Source organism: Frankia sp. CcWB2, from assembly GCF_977927585.1.
Map to the genome: position 1 here is coordinate 4,516 of NZ_CDWRCM010000255.1, position 713 is coordinate 5,228.

The window sequence follows — 713 nt, forward strand, 5'->3', positions numbered from 1 at the left end:
GCTACCCATTCATCACCATCGAGAAGAATGCCACGGTAAATCATCCGCAGAGAGTCGGCCTTCCCCACGCCAGGCTCACGCCCGAGCGCGGATGATGGTCCGACTACCCGCCGAGCGGGCCTGGGCCGGTCAGATCGACCGAGGCAAGATCCGTGTTGCGGAGGGTAACCGAGACTCCTACAGTTCGGTTGTACCACCGGATGCTGCGGATGCCGCGGATACCGCGCCCTCCGGTGAGTTCCGACCCCGCCCCGCGCCGGCCGATTCCTCGCCACCGGCCGGTGCCCCTCAGCATGCGTCATGACGGGTACCGAGCGACACACATGGGAGCCAGAAGATGAGGGACCGCAGGGAGACAGACGTCGTCGAGCTGGCACAAGAACACGCGGAGCTGCTGCCCGAGCGCATGACCCTGGCGGCGGTCGAGATAAACCGCACCGAGTTCGACCCCACCTTCTACCCGGTCGGCTCGCCGGGCAGCAACAACGCCCAGATCGATAATCATCCGGAGCCACAGACTGCCTACAGCGACGGAGCGTTCATCAAGACCATCGCCAACAGCTGTAACCGCATCGAGCAGTGGTGAGCTCCGGGCCGATTCTGCTCCTCGCGCCGGTCTCCCTGGCCGGGTAACCGACCACGTTCCCCCGGGGTTGCCAAGGGCTGTCTCTTATACACATCTGACGCTGCCGACGAATTAGACGGTGTAGATC

General features: G+C 64.1%; 1 protein-coding gene. It reads left to right on the forward strand.

The genetic code is table 11. The features are described 5' to 3' along the window. Window positions 1–337: 337 nt before the first annotated feature. On the forward strand, window positions 338–586 hold the full coding sequence (locus ACY45C_RS19760; RefSeq protein ID WP_462189053.1) for a hypothetical protein: 249 nt from the start codon (window positions 338–340) through the stop codon (window positions 584–586). Window positions 587–713: the final 127 nt, after the last annotated feature.